Origin of the sequence: Propionicimonas sp., from assembly GCF_034927565.1 — a bacterium.
Taxonomy (GTDB): domain Bacteria; phylum Actinomycetota; class Actinomycetes; order Propionibacteriales; family Propionibacteriaceae; genus Propionicimonas.
In genome coordinates this window covers 1-3,840 of sequence record NZ_JAYFPT010000056.1, presented here as the reverse complement: position 1 = coordinate 3,840, position 3,840 = coordinate 1, and the positions used below count along the sequence as shown (strand labels likewise).

Annotated in this window: 4 protein-coding genes; 1 reads left to right on the top strand and 3 read right to left on the bottom strand. The window is 70.8% G+C overall.

What is annotated here, in order from left to right; all coding sequences use genetic code 11:
* Positions 1-52: 52 nt before the first annotated feature.
* A complete protein-coding gene (locus VB080_RS11235) occupies positions 53-946 on the top strand; it encodes a patatin family protein (protein ID WP_323418538.1) in 894 nt (297 codons plus the stop codon).
* On the opposite strand, the gene VB080_RS11230 is transcribed toward VB080_RS11235, so the two are convergent.
* The 3 genes from VB080_RS11230 to serB form a co-directional block, all read right to left on the bottom strand.
* Positions 877-1,692, bottom strand: a complete 816-nt coding sequence (locus VB080_RS11230; RefSeq protein WP_323418537.1) for a hypothetical protein — start codon at positions 1,690-1,692, stop codon at positions 877-879. The genes VB080_RS11235 and VB080_RS11230 overlap by 70 nt on opposite strands.
* A 36-nt stretch (positions 1,693-1,728) precedes the next feature.
* Positions 1,729-1,932, bottom strand: coding sequence for a hypothetical protein (locus VB080_RS11225; protein WP_323418536.1), 204 nt, complete (start codon positions 1,930-1,932; stop codon positions 1,729-1,731).
* Positions 1,933-2,657: 725 nt separating this feature from the next.
* A partial coding sequence (gene serB / locus VB080_RS11220) for a phosphoserine phosphatase SerB (RefSeq protein ID WP_323418535.1) occupies positions 2,658-3,840 on the bottom strand: 1,183 nt, incomplete at its 5' end.

Here is a 3,840-nt window from a genome sequence, read left to right as displayed (position 1 = left end):
CATCTGGTGAACTTCGCACCCTCGGACGCCGCAGGCACGGCATAGTCGAGGGGTGCCCGAACCACTCACCAGCAATGTCACCGATGTCGCCCTGATCTTCGAGGGTGGCGGGATGCGGGCGAGCTACACCTCCGCCGTCGTGCAGGTGCTGCTCGACGAAGGTCTCCACCTCGACTGGGTGGCCGGGATCTCGGCCGGTTCGACGAACACCGCCAACTATCTGGCCCGGGACGGCGCCCGCGCCCGCCGCTCGTTCGTCGAGTTCGCTGGCGATCCCGAGTTCGGCGGCTGGGGGTCCTTCCTGACCGGCAAGGGCTACTTCAACGCGCACTACATCTACGAGCAGACCTCGCTGCCCGGCCAGGCCCTCCCCTACGACCTGGCCACCTACCTCGCCAACCCGGCCCGGTGCGCGATCGGCGCCTTCGAGGCCGACACCGGACGGACGGTCTACTGGGGCCGGGACGATCTGGCCACCCTGCCCGACCTGATGCGCAAGGTGCGGGCGTCCTCGACGATGCCGATCCTGATGCCACCGGTGGCGATCGACGGCCACGTCTACGTGGACGGGGCGCTGGGCCCGTCCGGCGGCATCGCGCTGGACGCGGCAAAGGCAGCCGGCTTCACCAGGTTCTTCGTCGTGCTGACCCAGGAGCGCGGCTACCGCAAGCCCCCGAGCCGGCTCCCGGCGGCGTACCGCTCCTGGTTCCGGAAGCTGCCAGCGGTCGCGGACGCCCTCACTGACCGCTGGCGGCACTACAACGCCACCCGCGAGGAGCTCTTCGACCTCGAGCGTTCCGGCCAGGCGCTGCTCTTCGCCCCCGAGCAGATGGCGGTGCGCAACCACACCCGCAGCGTGCCGGTGCTCCAGGCGAGCTACCAGGCCGGACTCGCCCAGGCTCGCCGGGAAGCTCCCGGCTGGCGGGAGTGGCTGGGCGTCGGCTGAGCTCCGCAGACCTCCCGCTCGCCCGCGGCCTCGCCGGTGTCGGCCTGGAAGGGCAGGGCGTCCTGCATCGGGTCGGCGGTCACCGGCAGCGGCGAGGACGGTGTCACCGGCGCCGACAGGTCGATCGTCCGGACAGTGCGCGGCGCCAGCGGCGTGGAGACATAGGTCGGACGGGTGATCGGGACCGGATCCCACAGCGAACCGATGGCGGCGATCGGGGCACTGATCTCGATCGAGTGCTCATGGTCGGCGTCCTCGCCCAGTTTCAGCGCGACGGTCTCCTCGGCGCCCGCCTGCCGGATCTGCTCGGCCCGGCGGTCGAGATCGGCGCGCATCGAACGGACGGTGAAGCGTGCGATCACCAGGAAAACCACCACCAGGCCGGCGGGGATCAGCGCCGCCCACCAGTGGACCAGGCTCAGCGCGGCGAGCACTGCGACGGCGAGCTGGACCAGCAGCAGGAAGATCAGGACGCGGCGCCTGCGCTGGGCGGCGCGGGAGTCGATCAGCTTGAGTTCACGCAGCAGGGCGCTGCGGGTCAGGGGCGTGGAGACCTCGGCTGAGCCTTCGTCGGCCTGTGCGAGCGACTCCCCCGTCCGCACCACGGTGACGGCACTGGAGGCGAAAGGGATGTCGATCTCGTCCTCGCCCTCGACCGGCAGTCCTCGCCGGGCAAGGAAGTACGGCACCAGGACGACCAGCCAGAACGCAGAAATGACCGCGAAGATCACCCCTGTCACGCCCATGTCCCGAACCCTACGGCGCCCGCGCGCCGACGCGACTTACTTCGGGGGGAGTGTCGGCGGATTGTCGCCGATCTCGTTCGGGCGGCGGTCGTCGGCGCCGTGGGCGAGCCACTCGGCCAGCCCGGGGGAACCGGGCAGGCACTGACGGTAGGCCAGCGTGGCCCGCGGTCTGGCGTACCGGATGCAGAGCGGCCAGGGCAGCGGTGGACGCTGCTGCGGGCAGTAGTGGTACCGACTCACGACTCCTCCTTCGACACGGCCAACAGGCTGGGGCTTCCCAGCCTGTTGGCCAGGGGCGGCGAGGCGCCCTCGACAGCGACCCCGTCCACACCAGACCTCCATCGGTTGTGCGGATTTCCGCCGGGTATCCCGGGCGCCCTTCCCGTCCGAACTCCACACAACCAGCTCGGCGCTGAGCCGAACTCCGCACAACCAGGTCAGCGCCGGGTTGGCCGGACCAGGCGGAGGTCCATCCTGAGCACGCCACACCCGCCGCGCGGGCCACGGTGGCACCCGGCTCCAGGCCCAGGGCCTTCGGCCACACCTTGCGGGCCCAACTCGACTTTGCGTCCGTTGTAGCGGTCGCAAAGTCGGGCTGGAGGGGCAGCGTCGCGGCAGGGTCCTCAAAGTGGACCTGACAACCTTCACCCCGACGGAGCCCGGGCGACTCGAGCACGACGGCGGCCGCGCAGCCCAATCAGGTCTCCCGACGACCGGGCCGGCGAACGGCGGAACCCGCTGGCGGCGTCCTCGCGGTGGTGCCGCGGCCGGGTGGAACCAGGTCCCCCGAGGTGATTCCCTCGCCTGGTTCCGCCCGGCCTGGTGGCAATACCGTCGTCCCCCTACCCGGCGCCGCTACTGGGAAGACTCGGACTCGGAACGAACTATGACGCGGCCCGCGGATCTTTTTCGAGATTTCCTGGGAGGCCTCTTGGTGGCCAACGCCACCGGCGGGACCACCGGGATCACTGGGCTGCGCGGGCGGCGGCAGCATCTTCCACTTCCTCGCGGGTGAGTCCCAGCAGGAACAGCACAGCGTCGAGGTATGGCAGGTTGAGCGAGGTGTCGGCGGACGCCCGGACGGCAGGCTTGGCATTGAAGGCGATGCCCAGACCAGCGTCGGCGAGCATATCGAGATCGTTGGCGCCGTCCCCGATCGCGATCGTGCGGGACAGCGGCAATCCCTCCCGTGCCGCCCACTCGGCCAGCTTGGCAGCCTTGGCGGCACGGTCCACGACCGGACCCTGGACCCGTCCGGTGAGCCTGCCGTCAGCGACCTCGAGTCGGTTCGCGTGACAGTAGGTGATGCCCAACTCGGCTGCCAGCGGTGCGACCACTTCGAGGAAGCCGCCTGAGACCACGCCGATCGAGAGCCCCAGGTCTCTCAGGGTGGCGACCAGGGTGCGTGCGCCGGGGGTGAGTCGGACGTCGGCGCGCACCTGGTCCAGCACCTCGACTGGCAGGCCGGCGAGCAGCGCGACCCGCGCACGCAGACTGTCGGCGAAGTCGAGCTCGCCGCGCATCGCCCGTTCGGTGACCCGGGCCACCTCCGGCTCGCAGCCCGCCCGCGCTGCCAGCAGATCGATCACCTCGTCGCGGATCAGGGTCGAGTCGACGTCCATGACGATCAGCCGGCGGCCCTGCCGGCTCAGTCCCGCCGCCGCGACCGAGACATCGAATCCCCCACGTGCGCCGGCCTTCGCCAGCGCGGGGCGCAAGGCCGCCGGATCGGCGTTGGAGACCCACAGTTCGACGGTGGTGAGCGGGGTGCGGGAGAGCCGGCGGCTGCGGTCGATATTGCCGCCGAGCCCGGCGATCACAGCGGTTGCCGCAGCAAGGTGGGCGGCCAGCAGCGGACGGCCGAGGATGGTCACCACGGTACGGTTGCGGCGCGCCGGATTGTCGCCGACGCCCTCGGAGATCGACACGGTCAGCCCCAGCCGGGCACAGGCTCCAGCCAGCCGGTCCTCAATGGTGACCGCGACCCCGGGTGCGACCGCCAGCAGCAGACCGATGCTCAACTGGCCCCGCACCACGGTCTGCTCCAGGTCGAGAATCTCGGCATCGGTGGCGGCGATCGCGTCCATCAGCCGGTCGAGCAGTCCGGGTCGATCGGTTCCGGTGATCGTCGCGGCGAGCGAGGACGCG